This window comes from Heliobacterium chlorum (genome assembly GCF_014502795.1).
Lineage (GTDB): Bacteria > Bacillota > Desulfitobacteriia > Heliobacteriales > Heliobacteriaceae > Heliobacterium > Heliobacterium chlorum.
In genome coordinates this window covers 1-25509 of sequence record NZ_JACVHF010000020.1, presented here as the reverse complement: position 1 = coordinate 25509, position 25509 = coordinate 1, and the positions used below count along the sequence as shown (strand labels likewise).

31 protein-coding genes are annotated in these 25509 nt (G+C 48.5%); 30 read left to right on the top strand and 1 reads right to left on the bottom strand.

Annotated features, from left to right (window positions below; all coding sequences use genetic code 11):
* The first annotated feature begins 24 nt into the window (after positions 1-24).
* From H1S01_RS15405 to H1S01_RS15390, 4 genes are all read left to right on the top strand, one after another.
* Entirely contained in the window at positions 25-699 is a 675-nt protein-coding gene (locus tag H1S01_RS15405) for a DNA-methyltransferase (RefSeq protein WP_188041309.1), read from the top strand.
* Positions 700-1787: 1088 nt separating this feature from the next.
* Positions 1788-2117 carry a thermonuclease family protein gene (locus H1S01_RS15400; RefSeq protein WP_188041308.1) on the top strand — a complete coding sequence of 110 codons (330 nt, stop codon included), beginning with the start codon at positions 1788-1790 and terminating at the stop codon, positions 2115-2117.
* 512 nt (positions 2118-2629) lie between these two features.
* Positions 2630-3034 (top strand): phBC6A51 family helix-turn-helix protein, encoded by a 405-nt coding sequence (locus tag H1S01_RS15395; RefSeq protein WP_207732371.1) that lies wholly within the window; start codon positions 2630-2632, stop codon positions 3032-3034.
* A 152-nt stretch (positions 3035-3186) separates the two neighbouring features.
* Positions 3187-4080, top strand: a complete 894-nt coding sequence (locus tag H1S01_RS15390; protein ID WP_188041307.1) for a tyrosine-type recombinase/integrase — start codon at positions 3187-3189, stop codon at positions 4078-4080.
* 177 nt (positions 4081-4257) lie between these two features.
* Here the strand turns inward: H1S01_RS15390 and H1S01_RS15385 are convergent, their stop codons facing one another.
* A complete protein-coding gene (locus tag H1S01_RS15385; RefSeq protein WP_188041306.1) occupies positions 4258-4536 on the bottom strand; it encodes a hypothetical protein in 279 nt (92 codons plus the stop codon).
* A 465-nt stretch (positions 4537-5001) separates the two neighbouring features.
* Between H1S01_RS15385 and terL the strand changes: the two genes are divergently transcribed.
* The 26 genes from terL to H1S01_RS15255 form a co-directional block, all read left to right on the top strand.
* Positions 5002-6693 (top strand): phage terminase large subunit, encoded by a 1692-nt coding sequence (terL, locus tag H1S01_RS15380; protein WP_243237369.1) that lies wholly within the window; start codon positions 5002-5004, stop codon positions 6691-6693.
* A 54-nt stretch (positions 6694-6747) separates the two neighbouring features.
* Positions 6748-8208: a phage portal protein gene (locus tag H1S01_RS15375; RefSeq protein WP_188041305.1), complete on the top strand. Its 1461-nt coding sequence runs from the start codon at positions 6748-6750 to the stop codon at positions 8206-8208.
* Entirely contained in the window at positions 8205-9095 is an 891-nt protein-coding gene (locus tag H1S01_RS15370) for a phage minor capsid protein (RefSeq protein WP_188041304.1), read from the top strand. Before H1S01_RS15375 ends, H1S01_RS15370 begins: the two co-directional genes overlap by 4 nt.
* A 289-nt stretch (positions 9096-9384) precedes the next feature.
* Positions 9385-9930 (top strand): hypothetical protein, encoded by a 546-nt coding sequence (locus H1S01_RS15365; RefSeq protein WP_188041303.1) that lies wholly within the window; start codon positions 9385-9387, stop codon positions 9928-9930.
* A gap of 61 nt (positions 9931-9991) precedes the next feature.
* Positions 9992-10897, top strand: coding sequence for a major capsid protein (locus tag H1S01_RS15360; protein WP_188041302.1), 906 nt, complete (start codon positions 9992-9994; stop codon positions 10895-10897).
* A 60-nt stretch (positions 10898-10957) separates the two neighbouring features.
* Positions 10958-11152: a hypothetical protein gene (locus H1S01_RS15355; RefSeq protein ID WP_155476941.1), complete on the top strand. Its 195-nt coding sequence runs from the start codon at positions 10958-10960 to the stop codon at positions 11150-11152.
* Positions 11153-11160: 8 nt separating this feature from the next.
* Entirely contained in the window at positions 11161-11508 is a 348-nt protein-coding gene (locus H1S01_RS15350; RefSeq protein ID WP_188041301.1) for a hypothetical protein, read from the top strand.
* On the top strand, positions 11505-11816 hold the full coding sequence (locus H1S01_RS15345) for a hypothetical protein (protein WP_188041300.1): 312 nt from the start codon (positions 11505-11507) through the stop codon (positions 11814-11816). The genes H1S01_RS15350 and H1S01_RS15345 overlap by 4 nt, the downstream gene beginning before the upstream one ends.
* Positions 11816-12241: a hypothetical protein gene (locus H1S01_RS15340; protein ID WP_188041299.1), complete on the top strand. Its 426-nt coding sequence runs from the start codon at positions 11816-11818 to the stop codon at positions 12239-12241. Before H1S01_RS15345 ends, H1S01_RS15340 begins: the two co-directional genes overlap by 1 nt.
* Positions 12242-12251: 10 nt before the next feature.
* A complete protein-coding gene (locus H1S01_RS15335) occupies positions 12252-12614 on the top strand; it encodes a minor capsid protein (protein ID WP_243237372.1) in 363 nt (120 codons plus the stop codon).
* 4 nt (positions 12615-12618) lie between these two features.
* The gene (locus H1S01_RS15330; protein ID WP_188041297.1) at positions 12619-13038 is read left to right on the top strand and encodes a phage tail tube protein; all 420 of its coding nucleotides are present in this window, start codon (positions 12619-12621) and stop codon (positions 13036-13038) included.
* A gap of 12 nt (positions 13039-13050) precedes the next feature.
* Entirely contained in the window at positions 13051-13347 is a 297-nt protein-coding gene (locus tag H1S01_RS15325) for a hypothetical protein (RefSeq protein ID WP_188041296.1), read from the top strand.
* Positions 13344-13661: a phage tail assembly chaperone gene (locus H1S01_RS15320; RefSeq protein ID WP_188041295.1), complete on the top strand. Its 318-nt coding sequence runs from the start codon at positions 13344-13346 to the stop codon at positions 13659-13661. The genes H1S01_RS15325 and H1S01_RS15320 overlap by 4 nt, the downstream gene beginning before the upstream one ends.
* Positions 13662-13680: 19 nt before the next feature.
* Positions 13681-15792 (top strand): tape measure protein, encoded by a 2112-nt coding sequence (locus tag H1S01_RS15315; RefSeq protein WP_188041294.1) that lies wholly within the window; start codon positions 13681-13683, stop codon positions 15790-15792.
* Positions 15792-18395: a hypothetical protein gene (locus H1S01_RS15310; protein ID WP_188041293.1), complete on the top strand. Its 2604-nt coding sequence runs from the start codon at positions 15792-15794 to the stop codon at positions 18393-18395. Before H1S01_RS15315 ends, H1S01_RS15310 begins: the two co-directional genes overlap by 1 nt.
* Positions 18371-18811, top strand: a complete 441-nt coding sequence (locus H1S01_RS15305) for a hypothetical protein (RefSeq protein WP_188041292.1) — start codon at positions 18371-18373, stop codon at positions 18809-18811. Before H1S01_RS15310 ends, H1S01_RS15305 begins: the two co-directional genes overlap by 25 nt.
* 12 nt (positions 18812-18823) lie before the next feature.
* Positions 18824-19555, top strand: a complete 732-nt coding sequence (locus H1S01_RS15300; protein ID WP_188041291.1) for a hypothetical protein — start codon at positions 18824-18826, stop codon at positions 19553-19555.
* A gap of 637 nt (positions 19556-20192) precedes the next feature.
* Positions 20193-20573, top strand: a complete 381-nt coding sequence (locus H1S01_RS15295; protein WP_188041290.1) for a hypothetical protein — start codon at positions 20193-20195, stop codon at positions 20571-20573.
* Entirely contained in the window at positions 20573-20749 is a 177-nt protein-coding gene (locus H1S01_RS15290; protein ID WP_188041289.1) for a hypothetical protein, read from the top strand. Before H1S01_RS15295 ends, H1S01_RS15290 begins: the two co-directional genes overlap by 1 nt.
* A gap of 47 nt (positions 20750-20796) precedes the next feature.
* Positions 20797-21039 carry a BhlA/UviB family holin-like peptide gene (locus tag H1S01_RS15285; protein WP_188041288.1) on the top strand — a complete coding sequence of 81 codons (243 nt, stop codon included), beginning with the start codon at positions 20797-20799 and terminating at the stop codon, positions 21037-21039.
* Positions 21040-21041: 2 nt separating this feature from the next.
* Complete coding sequence (locus H1S01_RS15280; RefSeq protein ID WP_188041287.1) at positions 21042-21677, top strand: peptidoglycan recognition protein family protein; 636 nt, start codon at positions 21042-21044, stop codon at positions 21675-21677.
* Between the two features lie 44 nt (positions 21678-21721).
* Complete coding sequence (locus H1S01_RS15275) at positions 21722-21955, top strand: phage holin family protein (RefSeq protein WP_188041286.1); 234 nt, start codon at positions 21722-21724, stop codon at positions 21953-21955.
* 152 nt (positions 21956-22107) lie between these two features.
* On the top strand, positions 22108-23073 hold the full coding sequence (locus H1S01_RS15270; RefSeq protein WP_188041285.1) for a helix-turn-helix domain-containing protein: 966 nt from the start codon (positions 22108-22110) through the stop codon (positions 23071-23073).
* Positions 23070-23843 (top strand): ATP-binding protein, encoded by a 774-nt coding sequence (locus H1S01_RS15265; protein WP_188041284.1) that lies wholly within the window; start codon positions 23070-23072, stop codon positions 23841-23843. The genes H1S01_RS15270 and H1S01_RS15265 overlap by 4 nt, the downstream gene beginning before the upstream one ends.
* Positions 23843-25102: a DnaB-like helicase C-terminal domain-containing protein gene (locus H1S01_RS15260; RefSeq protein WP_188041283.1), complete on the top strand. Its 1260-nt coding sequence runs from the start codon at positions 23843-23845 to the stop codon at positions 25100-25102. The genes H1S01_RS15265 and H1S01_RS15260 overlap by 1 nt, the downstream gene beginning before the upstream one ends.
* A gap of 27 nt (positions 25103-25129) precedes the next feature.
* Positions 25130-25509, top strand: a 380-nt coding sequence (locus H1S01_RS15255) for a BRO-N domain-containing protein (RefSeq protein WP_188041282.1), incomplete at its 3' end; no start/stop codon positions are given.

The window sequence follows — 25509 nt, the reverse complement described above, 5'->3', positions numbered from 1 at the left end:
TTTCAAAGAGTAAAGAGGTGGCCAATGACAGCAAACTTCGGTGAATTATCAGTTGACCGCATCTATAACATGGACATCAACGACGGCCTCAAACTTCTTCCCGACAACTCCATCGACCTCATCATCGCCGACCCACCATACGGCATTAATTACCGTAGTGGCAGTCGCAAGCGAAAGTTCACTGCAATCCAAAACGATGACATCATCATGGCCGACTGGTTGGATGATGCTTATCGGGTTTTGAAAGATGGCGGTGCTTTTTACTGCTGGACTCGATGGGACGTCTATATCGAGTGGTACCACCGCATCACCCAACACTTCACCATCAAGAACTGCATTATCTGGCAAAAAAACAGCGGGGGAATGGGTGATCTCCGTGGAGCCTACAGTCCCGCTCATGAATTTCTTATCTTCGCCGTGAAGGGGCGACATTTATTAAATGGAAAGCGAATTTCAGACGTATGGGCTGTGCCTCGCGATCCGGCAGTAACCTACATCCACCCAACGCAAAAGCCGGTAAAGCTGGCCGAGATGATTATTGAGAAGTCATCGAAGCCGGGTGATATCGTACTGGTCCCTTTCTGCGGCAGTGGGGGAGACTGCGTAGCGGCTAAGCGGATGGGACGGAGGTTCATTGCGTTTGATGTGGAGAAGAGTTACGTTGAGGCAGCGAGTAATCGGGTTAATCAAGCGGCTTAATTCTGGTTGTTTAATGTTTGAACAATAGTGCACACAGAAAGAGCAATAGTACCGTTTTCTAAAAATAAAACTTGCTTCCGCTCTAGGTAGCCATTGTGATTGTTGTAACAAAGTGGTATGATGAACCTGACAGAATTAATAGTTGCCTACCGCAAAGGTAAGGCATACCCTGGCTTTTCTTCAAAGGCTGGGGTATTTTATTTTTGTTGAAGTTACTTCGCCACAGCCATACCTGTTTCGCCACGTGTGCCGAAGGAATCCATTGGTAATATAATTCCATTCAGATAATGCCTGCGAGCCACACGTTGCCACACAGGAAGCGACAGCGGTGGTCGAATTGAATTCGGGGACCGGTGATCTAGATTGGGACGTTAACTATCATCATTTTGATGACGGTTCGAGCGCGAAATTGTTGCCAACCCAACCGTGCGGCAGCTGGGCGAGTGATTGGCGGGGCCGGGGTTGATGGCGTGTTTCATCCACGGATAATTTGACCTTAATAATGAAACTAGTGATAAGCCGTTTCCCGTATGTCCGTTTGGACAATCGGCCGTATGTCCGTTTGAACAACTGGCCCATATGTCCATCTGGACAACTATGCCATATGTCCATTTGAACAACCGCTAATAATTTCCCATATGTCCAAACGGACAATGTAACAAGAACAACATAAAAAACCTAACGGTAACTAAGTAATCTACAGTATCTAACGTAACTAACAAGGATTATGAACAACGTTAACCTGCTTTCCCATATGTCCGTTTGAACAACCGCTAATAATTTCCCATATGTCCAAACGATCAATGTAACTAGAACAACGACTTAACTATAGATTACTGTGGTTCTTAACGGTATATAGGTAACTGTACTAGATACTGTAGTTAACTGTCCTGCCCACTGAACAGCACCCCACAGCCCTACATCAATCATATCTTTTTCACCGTGAACATGAAATAGAGGGATGCTGGCGGCAATTCCTGTAAGTCACTTGTCACAACTGCGATCTTTTGGGTAACAAAAAACAGTCTGGACCGCATAGGCCCAGGCTGTTATTATTTTGGTTATGTCTGTGAATAGGGGGAGCAGCGTTGTTCGTCAATTACACCTATAATGCTACGGTCACGAGAGTAATCGATGGCGACACTTTTGAAGCAAATGTCGACCTCGGCTTCAACGTCATTATAAAGGAAAGGTTCCGCTTGTACGGCCTGAATGCGCCGGAGATACACGGTGAGGAGAAGGCTAGGGGAGAACAGGCGAAGCAATGGTTAGCGTCTCAGATCGAGGGCAAGTTCGTTACCGTCAATTCCGTTCGGAAAGAGAAGTATGGGCGGTGGCTAGCAGTCGTCAACGCGGAGGGGAAGAACGTGAATGATGAGATGATTGTCGAAGGGCTGGCCGTTCCATTTATGAAATAGATATCCCCGGTAAATACGTCATTCACTCCGGAGGTCGCTCTCAATTTGACCGTCAGTTAAACTGACTCACAAAATTCGAAGAGCATCGGAATAAAGGATGTTGTTGCGGTGAACCGATGTGATAATCAACCGGTCGCCATGAATAATTCCCGATTGATCATTTGGACAATCGCATAGTTGATCAAACGGACAATCGTACGGTTGATCGTTTGGACAACCGTATAGTTGATCGTTTAATCAATCGTATAGTTGTCCGTTTGGACATACGTATAGTTGTCCATTTGATCAACTATATAGTTGTCCAAACATGCGATGTAACAAGAACCAACGAACAAGAACCAGTAAACAAGAAAGGAACAGGTAGGGGCCGCCAGTGGTGGTAAATACCGTGGATAAAAACAAACAACAGCATAATAGTGAAGACGCTTTGCTGACGAAGGTTGGCAGAGCGTTTTTTATTTTCGCACTGTAGTAGTAGGGATTGACGTAATTGCAGAAGGGAGGTGATCACCTTGTCAAAAGTATACCGGCTGTCTGCCCAGCAGTTGCGAGCTGCTGAAATCTTTGCCACCAACGATATTCACAAAATGACGATGGCTCAAATCGCTGAGGAAGTTGGCGTAACCGATCGGTCCCTATACCGTTGGAAACAAGAGCCCGACTTCATCGCATACCAGAATGATGTGGCCGAACGTGTGATGAACGACTTCCTTGCGGAGACTTACACTATCCTTCGTGGTATCGTTCGTACCAGCGGAAGCGACGGCAATAAGCTGAAGGCCATTGAACTGGTGCTGAAGAACCAGGGCCGATTGACCGACGTCCAGAAGATTGAGGCGAAGGTCGAGGATTCCCGTTCCAACGAAGCGATCGAGGCTGAGATCGATAACCTCAAGAAGATGCTGGCCGATATGTAATCAAAGGGTACGAACATTGTTCGGAACCCTGCGAACTCATCCTCTATCATTGCATTAGTCGCTGACTAGAGATAAGCTGTGACCCACGAAGCCCAATACTTCGGTGGGTTATCCGGCTTATTAGTCAGCGTCTTAGCAAGGAGAGAGCATTAATGATCGCAGCATTCATCGAAGAAATCCGTCGACACGGCAAAAGCCCAACCACCCTGCGCTCGTATCAGGACAGTTGGGCCAGATTCTCCCGGTGGTATGAAAGGGAGCACCCCGCCCCCACCCCCACCGGGGGGGCTCCTATGCCGCAGATGGCCACACAACTGGACGTAGCAAATTTCAAAAGGTTCGCTTCCAGTAACTTCAAGCCGAGCACTTTGTCCTTAACATTAACCCATCTCAACGTCATTTTCCGTTGGCTCGCAGATAACGGCCATGCACCGGATAATCCCGTAGAGCAAATTGACCGTGTTACGGTCCCGCAATCTTCGCCCAAATGGCTTAGCCGTAATGAACAGAACGCTCTCATCCGGGCCATAAGGCAACACGGCAGCCTACGGGAACTGGCAATGGTAACCTCGATGCTCCATACCGGTGTTCGAGTTCAGGAACTCTGCGACATCCGGATGAAAGACGTGGCGATCACGGACCGTAAAGGAACGCTGGTCATCCCAAACGGCAAACACAGCAAATATCGTGAAATCCCATTGAATGTGGATAGTCGGCGGGTTCTCCTTCGTTATCTCGAATCGCGAAGTACCGACAGTGAGTACCTATTTTACTCCCAGCGTAGCGAGAAGATGTGCCCTCGCGGTGTTTCATTCTTAATTGCGAAATACGCAAAGCTAACCGGTATCGACCATCTCACGTGCCACACGTTGCGCCATAGCTTCGGACATGAATTAGCTGTGCGGAAAATACCGCTTGACGTGATCGCCCGGCTGATGGGCCACATAAAAAAAGACGGCTCGCCAAATTTCTCAATGACCAGCCGATACACGATGCCCGGTGAAGAAGATTTGGTGAGAGCCGTAGAGGAATTATCGTGGGTATAAACATGTCCAGTAATACTGGACACCCTTTCTAAACTTCACATATCCCCACAGAGCCTGCACGTTGCCCTGTGTCGCGACAGAATAATTAGCTGGGTAAATATATCCAGGGCGAATATCTGTTCGAGCGTAGGGCAACGTGAAGGGCGACAGGGGGAATCGATAAATTCGATGAATCTGTTACATGGGGGAAGACGATCCACCGCCCGATGTTAGCGAATAAAATAGTCTCAGGATCAAAGATCCAACGATCGAGGTTAACAATACCATAGCTAGGCTAATGAGAAGTATCCCGGCAGCATAGACAAGAACCCGAGATAAGTTAGGTTTAGCAATTGGCGTTTCCGCCTCATCGATGATTTCGACACGAGGCATGTATCCTCTAAGCGGAGTTTTTAACCGCTCTCGTCCTGTCGTAGGTAATATTCGCTTTCTCGGCGGCGTTTTTGATTGACTCATTCCATCGCCCTCCTGACCGTTAGTCTGTGAGGGCTTTTCCTTTTCATGTATTGAATTCAAATCCACTGCTCACGTAAGGCGACACGTCGGCACGTGTAGCGAGAGAATATGTATTTGGGGTAATTATGCCTGAACCAAATTCTGTTCAAACGTGTGGCGACGTGTGGCGCGACAGGGGCAATAGCCCACTTTTAATAAATACACTTCCATGAAAACAAAAATCTGTCGATACGACGATATATTTGACAATAGTCTTCGACAAATCGATACAATATTTGTAAGCTTATCAACAGATTTAAACGGTTTTTCTGTGGATATCGTGAATAACTACACATAAATGATTTTTAACAGGGAAATTGTTGTCGAATAATTAGAACTCACGATGCTAAAGAGCAAATCAAAGCGACTAATATCATTTCCCGCTAAATTTTTGGAGGTGAACAAACCATAAACATCCTTGACCGTATGGAACGTCAGCAACGGATAGAACTGTTAGAAAAACGAGTCCAACTATTTGAAGAGGTCCGAGCAAAACAAGAACTAAGCCCCGCTATGCAGACCGAGTATATCACGGACATGAAGGAACTCTACCGTCTTCGGCGGATTGATCGTGCGGAGTTTGATGTCCTGTTCTTCATGTATGAGTATTTTTCTGATGATAAAAACCCGGAGAATGAGCAGAACCTCATTCCAGCAGGTGTCCATATTGATGACGCCCCTCGATTTCACCGAGAACTCTGTGATCTTCTTCGTGTGGTATCTATCGACAATCCAACAGCCCGTATTGCCTGGGCGGCTCCACGGGGCCATGCCAAGTCGGCTTATCTATCAAACGGATTTCCCATCCATGAGATCGTTTACGACAAGCGAAAATACATCCTCATCATTTCGGAAACCGACTCGATGGCCAAGAAGTTTATCGAGTGGATATCGCTTCAACTCAAGTTTAACAAGAAGTTGCGAGAGGACTTCGGCGAATTGCTGTCCGATAGAAAGTCCATGAATGAGCGGGATAATCAAGAAGCGTTTCTGACCCGAACAGGGGTACTGGTTGAAGCAGCATCCATGGGGAAACAGCTACGGGGGAAGCGGAACGGATCTTATCGGCCTGACCTTGTGATCCTGGATGACCTCGAATCAGCCAAGAATACCAATACACCGGAATTGCGTGATAAGAACCTGCATTGGTTTAACTCTGTCGTTATGCCCATCGGTGACCCGGCCAAGACAGCGTTCATTTACATGGGTACGATCGTCCATGCCCGAGGATTATTGACCACTGTGCTTCAACGGTCGGACTTTGAATCCCGCACATACTCCGCTATCGTATCCCCACCGGAACGGGGGGACTTGTGGGAGCAGTTCGAATCCACCTGTCGGAATCCCGAAAATGAAACCCGACTGGATGATGCGATTGCTTTTTATCAAACAAATCAAGAGGAAATGGATAAAGGCGTCGAGGTCTTATGGCCGGGACGCTTTTCTTATTCGCGGTTGATGATTGAGAAGGTCAATATCGGCTCCAGAGCCTTTGGTTCGGAGTACCTCAACAACCCCATCGACGAAGAAACCCAGATATTCAAGCCGTCCATGTTTACGTTTTTTGACTATCCGGAACTCAGGGATAAGATGGGGCGTCCAGTACCATTGGACTACTTCGGTGCGTGGGACATCGCCATGGGCAAGAACAATCGTTCCGACTTCAATGCTATCGTCATCATTGGCCGTGACCGTCGAACCGGCATCCTGTATGTCGTGGAGACTTGGGCGAGGAAGTGTCCGGCCCATGAAGCTCTGATTGAGGTCATTAATAAAATCGGCAAATATCGACCACGGATTTTCGCTATCGAGACCGTACAAGCCCAGTTCGACCTGTTCCGGCAGGCTCGGGAACGGATGGCAAAGGAAGGTATCTACACGACCAAGCTGAAAGCGGTGACCAGTAAGACCAAGAAGGAAGAACGGATTGAATCGCTGGAGCCGATTGTGGAGCAGGGGATTCTCCGGTTCATGAGGCACCAGCGAATCCTGCTGGAGCAGTTAGAGCAATTCCCGAATCACGACCACGACGATCTACCCGATGCATTGCAAATGGCCGTGGAACTTTGCGGTGGAGGACGGCGACGAACTTTCCATAAAAAACCGGAAGGGTTGTAAACGACCCCAACGGCCCGGCTAGGTGGATGAAAATGTGAGGAAGGAGGTCGTCTATTGTCCTTATTCACTATCGGCAGTTATTACCCGGCACCGGCTCATCGTGACCGGATTCGGCGATATCGAGAGAATAAGAAGCTCTTTTTGGGCAGGCACTTCGATGTATTCCAACGGATTCAGAACAAACTTTCCCGCAGACAAAACGAGTTGCTCTATATCTCGACCAACCTACCCGGCGTGATTTGCAAGAAATCGGCCGATTTTTTGTTTGGTGAGCAACCTACGTTTTCAGCGGGTAAAAACGACAACTCCAATGAGCAACAGGCCATTGAGCGATTTGTCGAGGGGAACGACCTCCACATTATGAACTACGAAAGCGCCTTGTCCAACGCCTACCGAGGCGACTCATTTTATAAAATCCGCTACGGGCAAGAGTACAGCGGGATGGTGGGGAAGGAAAGCGACCCCTTTCGGGTTATCATTGAAGCTCAGAATCCTGACTATGTTTTCCCGGAAACGGCTCCCGGCGACGCCAACCGCATCATCGCCCACCACATCGCTTACCCGGTGCTTGTGAAGCGTGGTGATGCCGAGGATTGGTTGTTAACCGCAGAATCCCACTATCCAGGCCGCATCGTATATGCCAAGTACAAGCTGGACCCGATTGTGGTGACCGTGGATAACGAAATCAATGAGTGGCGCATCGATGCAGAGCTTCTTGGTGAACGAAAGGAAGTTCAGACTGGCGTGCCGTTTCCTTTGGTGGTCCACGTCCCCAACTATGCCACCGACGATTGCTGGGAAGGCATCGACGACCTCAGCGAAAACAAGCCTCTATTCGATGAAATCAACCACCGGCTCTCGCAAATTGCTTCCATCCTCGATAAGCACGCTGACCCGGCAATGGCGGTACCAGCGGGTACGCTGGGTGAAGATGAACAGGGCAACCCCATCTTCCGGGTAGGCGTAGATAAAGTCTTTGAAGTCATGGGGAAGGACGAAGTGGTTCCGCAGTATATCACTTGGGACGGCCAGTTACAGGCGGCCTTTATGGAATTGGACAAGCTGGTTAAGTTGTTGCTTATTAACGCTGAAATCCCCGAAATTGCCTTGGGCTCTGGCGATGCGGGAACCAGTGGAGCATCGGGATTGGCTATCAAGTGGAGGCTTAACTCGATTCTGGCAAAGGTCAACCGCAAGCGGCAGTATTACAATAAAGCCCTAAAGAGAGTGTTGTTGATTGCCCAACTCCTTGAAATTGCCTGTAAAGGGCCGCAGGGTTATGAAGTGACGGTCCCCAAAGTGAAGTTCAAAGACGGTCTGCCGGATGACGAAACCGAGATGGCCAACATCATGTCCATTCGAACTGGCGGGAAGGCAACCATCTCTCAGAAATCGGCCCTAATGTGGCTTGATGATTTAACGGAAGAACAAGCCGAGGTCGAGTTGAAACGGATGCAGGACGAGGAAGCCGTTGCTGACCCGTCTATCTTCCAGCAACCCGGTGACAGCGAATGACGCCGATTCCGAAACCCGTATACGAGCGGGATGTGAAGCGGCTAATCGGATATTACCAGAAGGCCTTCACCGAAATTGCTAGTCGGTTAAAATCCATTCCGTCGAGCGGGCTAGAAAAAGCCTATGCCGAATCACTGCTATCGCAAATCATGGTCATCCTGCGAGACTTGGATGGCTCTACGAAGACGTGGTGCGAACAGGTTATTAAACGGGTTTTCACAGAAGCACAGGCGCAAACTATCCTATCTTTGGGCGATGCGACCTCAGTATCCGAGGCGGCATCGTCCGTCTCTTTTTCCATGCTAGCCCGAGAGCGGACAGAGGCATTGATTAACGACACTTACACAGACTTGCTGATGGCCACGCAAAACACGGAAAGAAAAATTAAGCAGCTTGTGAGAAATGCCGTTAGCGAGACGCTACGTATGAAAGCGTTGGAGCAGATGGGTCGCAGGACGATAAAAAAAGCCATCGTAGGCGACCTCACCCACAAAGGTTTGTCGGCTAAGTTGGATAGCGAAGCATGGGTAGGTATTGTTGACCGTATTGGTCGGAGATGGAACCTGTCAACGTACGCCGAGATGGTGGTCCGAACAAAACTTACACAGGCTCACATCGAAGGGACTCGGGTGGAGATGATGGAGCGGGGTGTGGATTTGGCAGTTATCTCATCACACGGCGCACAGGATGCCTGCCGGACATTTGAGGGCATGATTATCTCAATGCACGGGTTGACATCTGGCTATATGAATTATGACCAAGTTCGAGCTACCGGCAAGATTTTTCACCCTAACTGTCAACACCGCGTCAGCCCGGTGCGGGATATTCATCTTCTCCCGAAAAAGCTACGTGAAAAGCATTATCAAAAAATGAAAGACTTTGTGTAAAAAAGCCACCCCAAAAGGAGTGGCAGGTAGGCAGCTAACACTTTCGACAACGACGGAACAGAAAACGTCTAACCATGAGAGTTCCGATTGATAAAATGGAAGCAAACAGCCAACGTATGACACGTTGCCGTTGGTGAAATTTTCGAAAAGTTAGCATTGAACCACCTCCGGGTTTAGAATACCCGAATTTCTCTACGACCCATCGGTGTTATGTCGTTAAACTGGCCGCCCAATTAACCCCACGCGGACGCGACCGCGATATCAAGCGTAGGGCAAGGAGGACATGTTTTTGGCCGAAGAAACGCAGGTTCAAGAATCACAACAGCAAACAGACACCGAAGTAAAGCAGGAACCCACGCCCCAAGAGCATCTCATTCCGAAAACCCGCTTCGATGAAATCAACACCAAATATAAAGACGTTCAGGCCCAGCTAGAGCAACTGTTGACGGAGCGGGAACAGCAAGCGAAACAGACAAAAGAACAGCAAGGCAAGTTTGAAGAGCTTTACAAGACCACTGCCGATGAATTAACCAAAACCAAAGACGGTTTCAAAACTGTGAATGGCCGGGTTCAGCAGTTAGAATCAGTCATTAACGGCCTTCTGGAATCCAAGTTAGAAGGTATCTCTAAGGACTTTCACGACCTCGTCCCCGGTAACCTCACACCGGAAGCGAAGCTGGAATGGTTGACAGTCGCCGAAAAGAAAGGCTTATTCGGTGCCAAGCAAGAACAGCCAGTCGGTCAAGCGACGAATCCGACACAAGCCCAGACCATAGACCTAAACCAGCTAAGTTCTATCCAACTTCTCAAGATGGGCTATGCCCAACGAGCGTAATCCCGCAGCGGATTGCGCTTTTTCTTTGCCCAAAAACAGCACATAGGGAGGAATTATTTCTTTGGCACTTACAATGACGGAAGCCGCAAAACTGTCTACCGATATCCTGCAAAAAGGTGTAATCCAAACGTTTGCTCGGTCTTCCCCGATTCTTGAACTGTTGCCGTTTATGGAGATCTCGGGTAACTCATACAAATACAATCAGGAGCAGACATTACCGGGCATCGCCTTCCGGTCTGTCAACGAAGGCTATGTAGAATCGGCAGGCGTGGTCAATCAGCTTTCCGAAGGCTTGTATATCCTCGGGGGCGACGTAGACATTGATAAATTCCTTGTCCAAACCCGTGGCAACGTCAACGATATTCGCTCCATCCATACAGACCTGAAAGCAAAAGCTCTCGCCCTGGAATTTACCCGAGCCTTTTTCAAAGGTGATGCCGCCCAACCAGGACAATTTGATGGGCTACAAAAGCGATTAGCTGGCAAACAGATTATCGACGGTGAGGATAAACCCTTCGATTCAGATAAACTGGATGAACTCATCGACGCGGTAGAGGGTGAACCCGATATTCTTCTTTGCTCCAAAGCGATGCGTCGGGAAATCAAAAAATCGCTTAAAGAATCCACTCACTATATTGAGAGCGGCGAGGACTCCTTCGGGCGTCAAGTGAGCACCTATGCAGGCATCCCCATTCGTGTCATTGAGACGGATGGTGCCGGTCAAGAGATCCTTGGTTTTAATGAGTTGGATAAGGCCGGAGCAGCATCAGATACCGGTTCCATTTATGCGATCAAGTTTGGTACCGAACAGTATGTCTCCGGTCTCCGTAACGGTGGTGTATCAGTACGTGACCTTGGAGAAATTGATAGTAAACCCGTGTTCCGTACTCGGATTGAGTTTTATTGTGGTATGGCTGTGTTTCATCCACGGGCCGCAGCACGTCTCCGGTACATCAAAAAGTCCTAATTATAGTTGACGTGGTGGAGCATTCTGCCACGTCTATACTTTTTTTGAGGAGGGGCTACCTTGGCGAAATATAGAATTAATACCCCGAACGCGATTTACAATGGTGTTACCGAGGGTGTGCTGTTTCAAAACGGCGAGGCGATTATTGAAGATGAGAGACTCAAAAATCTTTTAGCGAAAGACTACGGATATACGGTTGAGGAAATCAAGGAAGAAACCGTTGAAGATAAGAAGCCAAAAACCCCCATAAAGTAGGTGAGTAAGTGGCAGACCTAAATCGAGCCAACACCTATTTTACCAACAATGTGCTTCATAACGAAGAATGGATGACAATAGAAGATTCGATTCGGCAGCGAGCATTGAACAACGCTGAAACCCAGCTATACCGGGTATTCCGCAACTATCGTGCCGATACACGACCACTTCCCGAAGAAGCGGTGTTCGAGCAGGCTCTTTGGTTGTTGCGAATGGATGAAACAGTTCGCAAATCTGAACAAGGTGTGAAGGCTGTATCTGTTAGTGGTCTTAGCATTTCAATGGACGGTGTTCGTCGGATTTCCCCAGAGGTCATCGCCATCCTTGGTTGCCGGATAGGGAGGTATGCCGATTGATTCCCATGAAGCAGACCGTCACCATCCGTAAGGCAGGGGATTTAGATATCTGGGGAAAGCCTTTATACGGGGAGCCGACAGTGTACCCTTGCCGAATCGACGCATCCAATAAGCGAGTACAGCAAGTAAACGGGCAGGAAGCGATCGCCACAGCGACCATCTTGATTAAATCACTGATACCAGTGGGCCTCAGTGATCAGATCGAGTGGTCCGATGAGCTCACTCAAATGTACTGTAAGCCTCCGCTAACCATCACCGTTATCCGGGATTTTTCCGGTAAACCGCTGTTTACTCAAGTGGTGGTCTGATGAAGATTCAAGTCAAGATTCACGATCAAGTTCTGAAACGCATGAAGAAAGATATCTGCAATCAGTTAAAGCAAGCGGTTCATGACTGTGTAGATGACCTCGTTCGGACTTCATCCGAAACGGCACCTCATGATAAAGGCATTTTAGAAAAGTCTTTTGCTATGGAAGCGACCTCAAACTCCGGTACAGTAACGGCAACCGTCGATTACAGCGTTAAAGAAGGCAGATTCAACTATGCCCTGGCGATGCACGAAATGCACTACCGACTCGGCTCCGGCTCATTAGCCAAATCCGGTGGGTACGGAATGAGCGGTAAGCATTATCCCGTAGGCAATAAGTTTCTAACCCGGCCGTTAGAAGGAGAGGCCCAAACATACAAACAGCATATCGAACGGGAACTCCAAAAAGTATTGAAGGGGGCGTGATGCGGTGCAAATGGCAGAACTTATTGCCGTTTTTCAGCAGACCGTCCCCTTCAAGTATTTTGCTAACTCCTTCCCGGTGGGGGCCGATAATTGTGCATCTGTCCGATTGACGGGAGGCGGAGAAGACAGCATAAAGGCTAATCTTAGCCGACCTACCATGCAGATATTGATTCGCGCCGGTGACCCGGTGACGGCCGAAGCGAAGGCGACCGAGATTTATCGGACATTTAACGGCAAACGAGACTTCGACGTGGGAACCACCCACGTCATTTTTTGTACAGCACAGCAATCGAGTCCACTGTTTTTGGGCTTTGATGAAAACAATCGATCCATCTATTCAATAAACTTCTCACTGATCACAGAGGAGGCCTGATATTTTGGCAAAAATCGCAGGCGTAGACGTATTGCTCTATGTCCAAACGGGTGGGACCGATGCTACCCCGACCTACACCGTAGTCGGTGGTCAGAGTGGAGCTACCCTGAACCGATCGGCGAATCTGATTGAAACCACATCGAAGGACGCCTATGGATGGGCCGAGAATGTCGCTGGAGTACTTTCATGGAGCATCGAATGTGACGGCTTCATGTTGGACAGCGATACCGCATTAGATCACTTGGATGAAGTATTTAACAGCCGGTCGACGCTCAAAGCGGAAATCCGACTTCCCTCGGGCAAGAAGTACACCGGAAACTGCATCATTACCGATTTTCCCTACGAATTTCCACAGGATGATGCGGCCACTTATAAGCTCACTTTGACCGGAACTGGCGCACTGACTGTCACCACAGGAAGCTAACGGAGGTAACGCATGGCGAATAAGCAGCGTGGGTTTGTCGATATTGAACTGGATCGTCCACGGAAGCTCCGGTATACCTTAAACGCTCTTGCCGAGATTGAGGATAAAATAGGTGTATCCGTCACGGAACTCGGCGAAACCAATCTTGGCATTAAGTCCATTCGCACATTTCTATGGGCGGGACTCATCCATGAAGATACTAACCTCACAGAAAAAGACGTAGGTGATTGGGTGGATTTCGAGAATCTTGAATATGTCCAACGTAAGATTGCAGAAGCCTTTGAAACGGCCACCCGAAAAAACGATTGACGCGAGCCGACTGGGACCAGTTAAAAAAGGTTGCCTTCGGCTCGCTTCGTTTATTGCCGGAACAGTTCTGGTCGTTGACGTTGGGGGAACTTCTCGACCTTATTGAATATCGCATCGAACATGAACAGCAACGCCAAGCAGCGGAATATCACCGAACGGCTTGGCTGGCCTGCCACATTATGAACACATCGGGGAATCTTAAACGGCTAGTCACGCCGGATAAGTTACTCGGTAACTCCACAGATGTAAAACGGATTGACCGAAAAGAACAGCACAAACAGCTCGACGAATTGAAGCAGAAATTCCAATCATAGGACAGGAGGGAGGAAAGCATTGTCCGCACTCTCTAGTGTCCTTGTCAAATTCACCGCAGACATCTCCGATTTCAACGCCAAGATTCAGTCGGCCATGGGGCAAGTACAAAAGACCGGTAAACAGATGCAAAAAGAAGGCTTCACGATGGGTGGAGCCTTTACGTCATTAAAGAACTTGGCGTTACCGGCTCTTGGTGCGATCACTGCGGCATTGGGCGGACTGAGCCTTAGCAAAGGCCTATCGTTCAATGCGGATATGGAACAGGCAGCAATCTCATTTGAAACCTTGCTTAGCTCGGCGGAAAAAGCCAAAGCGATGATAAAAGACCTACAACAGTTTGGAGCGACGACACCCTTTGAATTTCCCGGCCTGCAGAAATCAGCCAAACTTATGCTGGCGATGGGCTTCAACGCGGACAGCGTTATGCCAAACCTTAGGGCCATCGGCGATGCGGTGTCGGCGATCGGCGGTGGAGAAGACGTCCTTAATGGCGTGACCATGGCTCTCGGTCAGATGGCCACCAAAGGCAAAGTATCGGCAGAAGAAATGAACCAGTTGGCGGAACGAGGTATCCCTGCGTGGGATCTGATGGCAGGAAAACTGGGCATGAGCAAGCAGCAACTCATGGAACTGTCGGCTCAAGGCAAAGTAATGGCTGACCAAGCCGTCCCGGCCTTGATTGAAGCAATGGGGACCAAGTTTTCCGGTGCCATGCAGAAGCAAAGTCAGACCTTTACCGGGATGTTAAGCACATTGAAAGACAATACCAACATGCTTTTGGGCCAAGTGCTTCAGCCGGTATCGGAACGATTGAAAGCACTTATGCCAATCGCCATTGAGTTTGTAGATAAGCTATCCACCGGCTTCAAAGCAGATGGACTGAAAGGGACGATTGAAGCCGCTTTTCCTCCAACGGTGGCAATCATCTTGAACGGCATTATCACTGGCGTATCCACGTTGTTTTCTCTTCTTCAAAACAACTGGAGTACCATCGGTCCCATATTAGCCGGTATCGCCACCGGATTTGCGGCCTTTTCAGCCATCCAAGGCATCATGGCCGGGGTATCTGCGGCTATGGCAACGTTCGCAACGATTACTGCAGCATTAGCTACACCTGTGGGGATCGCGGCAGCAGCCATCGGAGCGTTAGTGGTGGCCGGGATTTACTTGTACGACAATTGGGAGGAAATTACCCAAAGGCTGGCGGATTGCTGGAATAGAATAAAGTCAATTGCATCCTCAATTTGGAGAGGAATAACCAATGTAATCCATGATGTCTGTGCAGATATCAGTAATACCGTTTTATTTCTGATTGGCGGCAATTTGGGGGATATATGGGATCAATCGATGCAGAGGTTAAGCACCTCGACCCATTCCACGCTAAACAGCATCAAAGATTGGTTTAGCCAAACCCTGGATTCTATCGCCAACAAAGCGGATTCCGCCTGGACCGCTATCGGGCAAATTTGGGATGAGACGTTTAGCCGGATTGAAACGTCTACCGGCGATTCACTGTCATGGATGAAGGACACGATCACTTCAGATACAGAAATCTTTCGAAGTATCTGGGATGCTGCCGCGAAAAATCTCGGTGTAATCACCCAAGAGATGTGGAAGCTGATTCTTCAGTATTTCAAAGATGCCCCAATGTTACTGGCGGCAGCTATGAAAGTGATTTACGACGTGCTCCATCAAAAATGGGTAGACATGAAAAACGACGCCTATTCCATGGGCATGAATCTAGTCCGTGGTTTCGTCGAGGGGATGCGTTCACTGGGCAGTTGGCTTTACAGCAGTGTATCTAGCCTGTTTACCGGTGCGGTCAATGCGGCGAAACGAGCCCTGGATATCCATTCGCCCTCCCGTGTGATGATGCAACTTGGTGAATACACCGCCCAGGGGTTTGCCATCGGGATGGATAACCAAGAAATGAGCGTACAAAAATCGTCAACCAGTTTAGCTGATACCGCAATCAGCGGTGTTTCCGGTTATCGGCCAACAGTGTCCACTCCAGAACTGGCGGGGCCGGGTGCTGGTCACACCTTTAATATCAGCATCCAAGGCAGTAATGCCCAAGAAATTTGGGAGCAGTTTGAACGCCAACTGGCCCGGCGAGGGGTGAAGTGGTAATGGCCGAACAGATTCTGATCGCCGGGGTAAACCGAATTCACGATGTTCTTCTGGAAGACCTAACGATAGAGCAGGTTCTGACTCATATGGTGGATACCTGCTCGTTTTGCATCAAAAACCAGCCTCCCGGCGAAGGCGATGAAGTCATTATCGAAGTCGCTGGCACCCGTTTTTTCGGTGGCATCGTGGATTCCGTGCGCCTGAAACGATCGGCAGGGACACTAAACATTTGGCAAGTGGATTGCCAGGACTACACTTACCAGCTAAACCGCCGGTTGGTCGTAGAGACCTATGAAAACAGAACAGCGGATTGGATCGTGAAGGACATTCTCCTCAAGTACGGACAGGAGATGTTTACTTCCACAAATATTCAAGTTGGTGCTCCCACTGTAGAATACATCTGCTTCGACTACCTGCCACCTTCAGAATGTCTCAAGAAATTAGCCGACTATTGCGGTTGGGAATGGTACGTCGATTATTACCGGGATGTCTGGTTTTTCGATCCTATGGCAGGCACTCAGCCGGCTCCTATGACGATTACCTCTGATACCGAAATTCGTAATCTTGCACATCGCTTGGATACACAGGGACTTCGAAACCGTGTCTACATCAAAGGCGGAACCATGCTTTCCGACCCATTTACCTATGAAGTGAAATCTGACGGTAACGCTCGAATTTGGACACTCCCTCATAAATCGCACAATCTTTCGTTGGCAATATCCGGTTCGCCAGTGACCGTAGGTATTGAAAACGTTACCGAGGAAGCCACGGTAGGCTACCTCATGAACTATCAAGATAAGTACGTGAAAGCCTCTTCCCGAACAGCGACACCTGCAGACGGTGCTACACTGACTTTCACTTATCAGTACGACATCAATGTAATTTCTATGGTTGACGATTTTGAATCTCAAGCGGCCATCGCTTCTGTTCAAGGGGGCGACGGAGTGTACGAGCATGTCATTCACGACACCAGCTTAACCACCATCGAAGCGGCGGAAGCGGCGGGGATGGCTGACCTTCGCAACAATGCCAATCCGCGCGTCCGGGGTTCTTTTGAAACAGAAATCCCCGGTTGGGTGCCCGGTCAACTGTTGACCATTGACCTCCCGAACCGGGGAATCCAAAATACATTTCTGGTACAGAAAGTTTCGATTTCACCGCTTACGCCGACGGTCTGGAGCTATCATGTCGAATATGGCGGACGTCTAATCGGGATTCCAGATTTTCTGCAAGCGATAGTGAGTGCTCAGCAAACCCAAACGTCGACAGAAACTCAACTGCTGAACAAGTTCATCTATGACCAAGATTTGTTCAATGTTACCGATGAGATAGTCATTAACCAAGTCGAGTTACCGTTTAAGACGGAAGTAAGCGCATCGGGCATCTTTGACCCATACAGTACTGACCTCATTTACCGTGAAGATTCTACTTCAGATTTTCAGCAAGGCTGGTTGACCGGTGTCATGGCGTCAAACGGTTCCCTTACGCTTACATCTCAGCAACCAGGCAACCGTGTGATTACCCTGGATTTATCGAGGCTTGGCATCGCTGACCAGACCAAAATCTCTTGGGATGCCGTGGATGGCCCTCTTCTGGATGAACCATTCACTGCGATGAACCCCCGATGGATAAACCTGTACACCGACACACCGGGACTTACCACATTCATTCTGAATGAGCCTACAGCCACCGATGGAAAATGCCTGCGGGTATCCGGTGGGGTGGGGTGGTTTTACTGGAACGGGTTAATTCCCTATCAACCGGACCGTCTATATGTAATTAAAGCTCGATTCCGGCAAGCCGTAGACCCAACGGTAGGTGGACCCAACTGTTATCTTGGTGTCGAAGGCATTGCGGCAGACGGCGTGACGCTTGTGAATACCGTAGGCAGTAATACGCACTCCGGTCAGTTTTATTACGGAGCCTGTGGAACTGCCTTGACGTCAACCGGCGGTTGGCAAACGTTCATCGGGTATATCCGAGGGTACAGTTCTACTGTTCTCAACATGCCTTATCCCAACCCGAACAGTCCCGGCCCTATGGGAAACAGCGTCGCCTATATCCGACCCATGTTCATCGTGAATTACTTAGACGGCAATGGGACTGCCGATATTGACTATGTGGTGCTCGAATATCCGGGAGATGTTACCGTCGAAACCAATCTATCCCTAAATGGAGGCTCTTCGTGGGATGGCTGGTTACCCGTTACGAACAGCGGCAGTGTTCCTGGTATTACGCAAGGGCTCAATCTACAAAACGCACGACTACAAGTTCGCCAATCCTTGTCCACGGATATTCAAGGACTGCCACGGCTAGACAACTTTACCCTCACTGTCGAAGGAACGAGAGAGCCGATTTCAACCATTGGTTCTCTTTTTTGTGTGATGCCCATTGATACAGGTCCACTGCCAATGATACAGATTGCTACCAGCCCAGACGGCATTAAATACTTGCCGTGGACCGCGATTGAACCGAACAAATCCGTAGCCGTTCCTTATCCCGGATATGTAAAGCTAAAAAGCACTGCACGGATTCGATACTACAACGCAAAATTGGCTTACGACGAGACCGGTGTCGTATGCGATGGGGTGGTGGTCTCATAAGCAGTCCAAATCTGCACATTAAGGGCGAGTGGTTTTTTGAGTATGCAGACGGAGAGATCGTCGGTCCCTTGACCAACTTCATCACCGAAGCGGGCTTACGCCTTATCGCAGATAGCATTCAAAACCTGCCCAGCCCTTTTCTGGTCATAGGGGATGATATCGCTCCCGGTGAAACGATCATTGAAGTCCTGCGAAAACCCGTTTCATCTATCAGTCGAACAGGCAATCAAGTCCGCTTTCGGACGCAGTTTTTACAGCACGAAGCGATCGGAGATCACCGGAAAATCGCTGTGTTTACGGGTGCGACAGATACACCCGGTACCGGAACCATGCTCAACTTACTGGTAAAGCCATGGTCAAAAACGGCCAATACGCTGCTTACCGTGGAGGCGCGAATCACCGTTAGTGCCGGATAGGAGGGATTTTTTTTGCCCATTCAAGCCTTCAAAGGCGGGGTCTCGATTATCGATGAGGCGACCTTGAACAGTCTGATCAGCCTACAGCCGTTTGCGTTGATTTATGATGGGAACCAAGTTGACGGGCTTACCGGAACCGGAATATCCGAGTTGGACTGTTCTGGGTATGACCGGGCATTTTACTTTACGGCGTTGGGCGTGACGGAGATTTCCCGCGTGGAGTTCGAATTAGTCGGAAACGGTATTGGAGCCGATGTGATCATCGAACTTCGATCTGGATTAGTCAGCGATGGTAGTACAGAAGGAACGTTACTTACCAAAATGGTTCTTCCCAAGGAGTTCTTACCCGGTGCTAAGGCCTATGTAAGCATCCCTTTTGATGCCGTTGGTCTAGTCAGCAGTGCACGGTATTGGTTGGTGGTTCGTGGGGCGGGAGACGCATCGAACCATTTTCACCTAATCGGTGAGACAAGCTCCAACGCCAACTACCCCTGTTATTATCGTTCTGGTGCAACGGGAAGTTGGACACTCGGCCCATCAGGTCATTTTAAGGTTTTCTCCGGTGAATCGGGAGAACTCAAACACGGAATGTATGGAAGTGGGTTTACGACCATTGAATACAGCAATGAGTTAATCTCTAAGGTTTATCGGTATCTACCCCCAATGGGAACCACCCAGGGCGGGATTCGGGATATACTCGTTTACCAATGGAAAGGCGAGTATCTGAAAAGAGGAGTGATATAGCCTGTTTGGACTTAACGAAACCTTGTTATCGTTCCTCCGACGACAGGTAGGGCTACGGACTGATCCATCCAACGCTACGGGAAGTGTTCACGCTAAACTCGGCGATATCAAAGACAATCAGAATGCAAACTTTCAGTCTGTTCGTGACTCGTTAGACCGGAGTCCTTGGGCCTATGGGAAAAAAGTCAACGAGGTTCACGGATATATTACCACTACGGTAAGCAATGCAACCGCAGATATCGTACGAATTAACGGACCGGTGACTATTCTGGATGGATATATCGAATTCGAGGCTTCTTCCAACTATCTATATCCGTATCTTGTGATGGACGACTTAACCTTTTTCAATGGTTGGTCGACCAGATCGTTAAGTGACTACGCGACAAGTAACTGGGACTCCACAGGCGATTACGGAAAAAACATGTACGCGTGGCGACCGTACGCTGGGTTTAACAGGCATTATCAGGGGTCGAGTATCATCACTACGTCTCCCGGACTTTTTATGTTCGTTATCCCGAAAATGCTTCATATTCAGAACAAGTTCCATCTTTACGTGACTACCAGCGCGGCGTTAACTCCGTGTATTCGCTATTGTATTTGGTATGTTACAGCCTAATCAGAAGATAGGAGATTGAATATGGAAGGGTTTATTCAAGAAGCGGATATCGTGTACCGAGTCATCCGAGAGGATGAAAAAATTCAACGAAAAACTTTTCACTGTGCAGTGATTTCATTGAGGATTGCAGGAGAGGACAGTCCACTCACCGTGAATACAGGTCGCTCTTTATTGGTTAAATATGAGGACTGGCAAGGTAAACCCTTACCGAACATAAACGCCTCCGTTACGTTGACGGTCGCTCATGGTGGTGACCAAACAGTGACTTTGCCCATAACTCCTGTAAACGGTATCGGAGAGTTTGATTTTATCAGTGAAAAACCTGGGATTTACTTTATTAAAGCGGTCGCCGAGGGGTTGGCCCATAACCCCGCCGAATTTAGGGTGGAGGTAACGGAGTAATGGGAAAGCCCACCTTGAAAGTGTCGAAGACGGAAAAAGAAATAAAAGCGGAAGACCTGAAAAAGAGGGTTAACGCATACAGGGCTAACCGGGCAAGAATCGATAAAGTGAGTCTGGAAAGTTTGAATGAAAGACTGGATTTAATCATTGACCTGTTAACCAAAGAGGAGAAGTAAAGGCGCAGAAAGGCGTCTTTTTTAGTTTCCGGGAAAGGGGGTGAAGTATGGACGGACTGTTAGCCGAAGCATTGTCACAAGGATTGTGGGCCTCGCTGTTTGTGTCCTTATACCTGTACCAACTCCAAGAAAGCCGCCGGCTACAGGCAGAGGCTCGAGGTCGTGAAGATCGGCTTACGGACTTTCTCAAAGACATCTCGAAGCAGTTTGAAATCTTGGCAAAGCAGTACGAACGGCTCAGTGACGACGTGCAAATCATCAAATCCGAAATTAAAGAAAGGGGCAACTAATCATGGCAAACATCATTCAGGACATCGTACCTCTAGGAGCCAAAAATCGTCCCAGCTATCCCTTGACCCCGACATTCATCACCGTTCACAACACGGGCAACAGCAGTGCGGGAGCCGACGCTGCCGGTCATGCCGCGTTCATCAAGTCTCCCGGAGCCGGGACGACCAGTTGGCACTTCTCTGTCGATGACCATCAAATTATCCAACACATCCCGACCAACGAGAACGCTTGGCACGCTGGTGATGGAGGGAATGGTCCTGGCAACCGAACCAGTATTGGGGTAGAGATTTGTGAGAATAGCGATGGCAATTTGGCTCAAGCGGAAGCCAACGCGATTGACCTGATTATCGACCTCATGAAGCAGTACAACATCCCGCTTACGAACGTAGTTCCACATAAGCACTGGACCGGGAAAGATTGCCCTCATCTCATCCTGCCACGATGGGACGCCTTTATTGCTTCAATAGCGAATCGGAAGCAAGAAAGGGAGCTTGAAGCGAAGTTAGCTACCGTCCCTGATTGGGCAAGAGATTCCTTAAAAAAATTAATGAACAAAACCGTAGTGGACGATCCTACCGGGGATACCACCTTCTACCGGGTTATCGTCATTTTGGATCGCCTTGGTCTGATCGCCTAACCCTCACCTCCCTATAACCATCCACAGTGAAGGGAGGTGAGCAGATGTTTGAGTCCGGAATTGTTGTCGCAGTTCTAATCGCGATTGGACAGTTTGCCAAAACGTACATTGACAGCAAGTACATCCCATTGGTCACGCTTGTACTTGGCATCGTCGCTGGCATCATGTACGTCCCCGCTGATACCATTCAGACAGGTATTCTAAACGGCATTATCGTCGGTTTATCGGCCAACGGATTGTTCGATGCAACAAAAATTCTTCATGAAAAAACCGAATAAACCCTTATGCCCAGTGGCTTTACGGCTGGTGGGTATTTTTTTGTCGTTATTTCCCAAGTAACAACAAATGAAAAAAAGCTATTTGATAGGTAGAGGGGGTTATTTCGATGGGCTAAACAAAGTACAACACTCAACACCAAGGAAGTGATCGCATGAGTAATATTCAGGTCGGCCTTTTTCTGAAATTACATCTAGACATGATAAACAAAGGAATGCTTACTGCACTGGGGCCGAAACGATTCACAACCCTGGTCGTATTGGCTTCCTTCATGAATGAAAAGGGTGAATGTTACCCGACTCAAGCGCAAGTGGCGAAAAAGCTAGGGGTATTACCAAGGACAGCCTTCGATTATATCCACGACTTACTTGACTTTCGTTGGAATGGTAAACCCATTATAGAGCGACGAAAAGAATACATCCCAGGAAAAGGGATACAGGAACGATCGATTTATCGGCTCCTTCCGCTATCCCAAGTAACAATGTTTAACGGAACTGTTGAACCGATTCAGGCTCAGGACAGCACCGATTGTTCAAATGAACAAGTAAGCGATTGTCCAAACGATCAACTATACGATTGTCCAAACGGACAACTACATGATTGTCCAAATGATCAACCATACACTTGTTCAAACGATCAACTATATACTTGTCCAAACTTGCGATGTAACAAGAAACCAATAAACAAGAACCAGTTAACAAGAACAGATACAGGGCAGCAGGCAGAGATGACCGTGGAGAAAGAGACAACGGAACTCTCTGGCCCCAAGGACGTGATTGAATCCTTCTGCCAAAAATACCGTGAGCGATACAACGTGAACTATTCCGTGAACTGGGGAAGGGATGTGCCTCATGCGAAAAAGCTGTTGGCTGATTTTACGTTCCCACAGATCCAAACCATGTTCGATACCGTGTTCGAGCGTTTTGATACTACATGGAAGACAGACAAGTATCCACGACCCTCCTTGGGTCAATTGGCGACGTGGCTGGGTAATAAAGCCCTTGCCTTATCGCAAGAGGCAGATAAGAGCTCCGTCCCTACCGTAAAAGAATTTGGAGGCCGCGATCCTTATCAGATGCTTCAGGAAGTTTCCAATATGGGAAGGAGGAAGGCTGGATGACGTTAGATTCCATCTGTTTACTGGCGCACCAATGCAAGAAGGCGGGAGAGCCGGAACGATGCGATAACCACTGCTACGCCTTCCTTAAACTCCACGGTGAGAACGGGGAAGGGGGACTATGGAGTGTTGCAGATATCCCAAAGGCGTATCGGCAATCCAAGATGCACACGCTCCCATTTGAAAAGGACAACCCCTTAGCCTTTGAGTTTGTGGCTAGATACTGTAGCAATATCGAAGAAAATGTAAACACTGGCCAAGGATATTATTTTTACTCCATTCCCGAACCGGTAGTGAATCCAAAAGGAACGGGAACCGGAAAAACCACCGCAGCCACAGCCATTCTAAACGAGTACCTCGTTGCTCGCGTCATTCTTCATGTCACCCGGAAAAAGTTGATTACTGAATTACCGGCTCTCCTTGTCAACGCTTCGAAATATCAAAATACGTTCAACGCCCAGTTTCGGGGTCATCGAACACTGCAAGAGGAAGCCAGCCAAAAGTATTACCTGCTCAAAGACCGGATGATGACCGTAGCTCTCTTGGCCATCGATGATATCGGCATCAGAGAGGCCACAGAGGCCTTCAAAAATCAGTTCTATGAGGTCATTGATACAAGAGCTGTAGAGCAATTAGCGACCATTTATACCTCTAACGAGCCGATCGAACGGATAGGTCAACTGCTCGACGACCGAATCGCCAGCCGAATCGAAGGCTCCACATTTCCGGTTTCATTCAAAGGGGAAGACAAGCGCAGAGGAGGGCATAGGTAATGTTGGAGTCTCAACTGCTCTCCAAGGTGCTTGATGAAAAGAATTTCGCTGTACTATATCGCTATCAAATCGATATCACCGACTTCCCTACCCTCGGTGAAGCCTATGCGTTTATCCGCGAGTATGTACGTGAAAACCACACCACACCGGATTATCGAACGGTCGTGGCACAGTTTGAAACCTTTGATTACCAACCGGAAGTGGCAGATACGTTCAAGTACCTTTGTATGCGGTTAAAAGCACAATCTGCTAAGAGACGGGCCTTTGAACTGTTACAAAATCAGGCCGTGAAGAAATTCAGTGAGCTACCCGGCGATAAGTTTGTTCAATGGCTGAAAACCGAAACGGAACGGATTGAGTCAACTACCCTCGTTCGCTTTGACGTTGGCACAAACTACGCGACAAACGGCGATGAACGAAAGCAATGGTATGAGGCCGCGAAGGAACAGCGGTCGAGGACGTATCTACCCACGCCTTATCCCTCATTGACTGAGGCACTCGGCGGTGGGTTTGAAGTTAGTGATTACGTTCTGCTAATGGCCTTCACAAACCGGGGAAAGTCATGGATCGCCTCACATATCGGCCTAACTGCTTGGGAGAACGGCTTTGGCGTCCTTCATTACTCACCAGAGCTATCGAAAAAGCAACAAGCCCTGAGGTTGGATACGTTGATGGGGAATTTCGATAACGTGAAGCTGCGCCGGGGTTCACTAACGAATGAGGGGCAATATCTCAACTATTTAAGTGCGTTTAACCCGGAAACGGCATTGGCTCCCTATGTGATCAAAACCATGGAGGACCTGCCGGATGGGCTATCGTTAGAAGTTATTGAAGCCGACCTCCACGTGTATCAAAACATCAAAATGGTGATTATCGATGGCTTCAATCTTATGAATCACGGCAAAGGCCGAATGAGGGATTCAATGTCGTTTACGTCTCGACGACTTCGGCAGATATTTGGTCGATATCAGGTCGTAGGACTGGTGGTTCATCAAACGCCGGGGGCCGCCGAAAAGGAGAAGCGGCAGGAAGATGATGCCGGTAGACGACTGGTGAAACCTCCGAGGCTAACGGATTATTCCGAGACCGTCGCTGTCATTCAGGACGCCGCCACAGCCCTCACGTTCGACGCATCTGACGGGATAGGCATGATATCCATAGAGAAGGCTCGCGAGCCCAACGTGGGCCAAATTATCGAATTGACATGCAATTTTAATGAAGGCCGGATTCGAGAGACCGATATTACCGACCAATTCTAAATCAAAAAATTAGGAGGATGTTTTTCAATGACTAACTTACAAAAGGTTTTTAACTATGAAGGTAATCAAGTGCGTACAGTGATGATTGACGGTCAACCTTGGTTTGTCGCGAAAGACGTGTGTGATGTACTTGATATTGGAAATCCAACAATGGCTTTAAGCCGTCTTGATAATGATGAAAAGGGTCTCAGTTTAATTGAGACCCTTGGTGGACAGCAACAACTTACCGTTGTTAACGAGCCTGGGCTTTACTCTTTAATATTGGGAAGCCGTAAACCTGAGGCCAAAGAATTCAAGCGTTGGGTGGTTCACGAAGTCTTGCCGACTATCCGTCAGACAGGGTCATACTCAATTTTCTATGACCTCATCCCCAAAACGCTCCCAGATGCACTGCATAAATACGCGGA

Excerpts from the sequence above, each read along its gene's own strand:
- H1S01_RS15325 (WP_188041296.1), top strand. The coding sequence starts at position 13,051 with ATGGCGAATAAGCAGCGTGGGTTTGTCGATATTGAACTGGATCGTCCA.
- H1S01_RS15305 (WP_188041292.1), top strand. The coding sequence starts at position 18,371 with ATGCGATGGGGTGGTGGTCTCATAAGCAGTCCAAATCTGCACATTAAG.
- H1S01_RS15370 (WP_188041304.1), top strand. The coding sequence starts at position 8,205 with ATGACGCCGATTCCGAAACCCGTATACGAGCGGGATGTGAAGCGGCTA.
- H1S01_RS15260 (WP_188041283.1), top strand. The coding sequence starts at position 23,843 with ATGTTGGAGTCTCAACTGCTCTCCAAGGTGCTTGATGAAAAGAATTTC.
- H1S01_RS15335 (WP_243237372.1), top strand. The coding sequence starts at position 12,252 with ATGGCAGAACTTATTGCCGTTTTTCAGCAGACCGTCCCCTTCAAGTAT.
- H1S01_RS15310 (WP_188041293.1), top strand. The coding sequence starts at position 15,792 with ATGGCCGAACAGATTCTGATCGCCGGGGTAAACCGAATTCACGATGTT.
- H1S01_RS15285 (WP_188041288.1), top strand. The coding sequence starts at position 20,797 with ATGGACGGACTGTTAGCCGAAGCATTGTCACAAGGATTGTGGGCCTCG.
- H1S01_RS15385 (WP_188041306.1), bottom strand. The coding sequence starts at position 4,536 with ATGAGTCAATCAAAAACGCCGCCGAGAAAGCGAATATTACCTACGACA.
- H1S01_RS15270 (WP_188041285.1), top strand. The coding sequence starts at position 22,108 with ATGAGTAATATTCAGGTCGGCCTTTTTCTGAAATTACATCTAGACATG.
- H1S01_RS15340 (WP_188041299.1), top strand. The coding sequence starts at position 11,816 with ATGAAGATTCAAGTCAAGATTCACGATCAAGTTCTGAAACGCATGAAG.
- H1S01_RS15290 (WP_188041289.1), top strand. The coding sequence starts at position 20,573 with ATGGGAAAGCCCACCTTGAAAGTGTCGAAGACGGAAAAAGAAATAAAA.
- H1S01_RS15390 (WP_188041307.1), top strand. The coding sequence starts at position 3,187 with ATGATCGCAGCATTCATCGAAGAAATCCGTCGACACGGCAAAAGCCCA.
- H1S01_RS15295 (WP_188041290.1), top strand. The coding sequence starts at position 20,193 with ATGGAAGGGTTTATTCAAGAAGCGGATATCGTGTACCGAGTCATCCGA.
- terL (WP_243237369.1), top strand. The coding sequence starts at position 5,002 with ATGGAACGTCAGCAACGGATAGAACTGTTAGAAAAACGAGTCCAACTA.
- H1S01_RS15405 (WP_188041309.1), top strand. The coding sequence starts at position 25 with ATGACAGCAAACTTCGGTGAATTATCAGTTGACCGCATCTATAACATG.
- H1S01_RS15265 (WP_188041284.1), top strand. The coding sequence starts at position 23,070 with ATGACGTTAGATTCCATCTGTTTACTGGCGCACCAATGCAAGAAGGCG.
- H1S01_RS15280 (WP_188041287.1), top strand. The coding sequence starts at position 21,042 with ATGGCAAACATCATTCAGGACATCGTACCTCTAGGAGCCAAAAATCGT.
- H1S01_RS15275 (WP_188041286.1), top strand. The coding sequence starts at position 21,722 with ATGTTTGAGTCCGGAATTGTTGTCGCAGTTCTAATCGCGATTGGACAG.